This window comes from Streptomyces rubellus (genome assembly GCF_036323805.1).
Lineage (GTDB): Bacteria > Actinomycetota > Actinomycetes > Streptomycetales > Streptomycetaceae > Streptomyces.
The window spans coordinates 1-498 of sequence record NZ_JAZDCX010000075.1 but is presented as its reverse complement, the minus strand read 5'-3'; the positions used below and the strand labels follow the sequence as shown (position 1 = coordinate 498).

Annotated in this window: 1 pseudogene; it reads right to left on the bottom strand. The window is 78.7% G+C overall.

Annotation, left to right across the window (positions count from 1 at the left end):
• Window positions 1–498 (bottom strand): annotated as a pseudogene (locus tag V1L54_RS29305) (DUF6493 family protein); the annotation flags it as partial.

Sequence of the window (498 nt, the reverse complement as noted above, 5' to 3'; positions counted from 1 at the left end):
TCCAGTACGTCCCGCAGTCTGCGGGCCTCCTTCACCAGGCGGCCGGTGCCGCCCCGGGCGGCGAGCTCCGCCGCCGCGGCCCTCACCTCGTCCACCGGCCCGCGCACCCCGGCCGCCCCGGCGCACTCCGCGCCCAGCATCAGCAGGTCCGGCAGGCCGCGTACCGCCTTCCGCGGCTCGGCTCCCGCCAGCAGGCCGGGCAGTGCGGCGGTCAGCACCGACCACACCACTCCCGGTGCTCCCGCCCGGAACACCTCGCGCAGCGACTCCGCCAACCGGTTCGGCTTGACGGTGCCCAGCTCCGCCGTCCCGGCCAGGACGCGCCCCAGCAGTGCCGTGTCCAGTTCGCCGCGGGCCGCCAGGGTCAGCAGCGCGTCCACGGCGGCCGTGCGGTCCTCGGTGTGCCGGGCCCCCAGCCCGTGGGCCAGTCCCAGGTGGACGGCCTGTCCGGCCGGGCCGCCGCCCTCGACGAGTACGGGCAGCAGCGCCGCGCCGCCG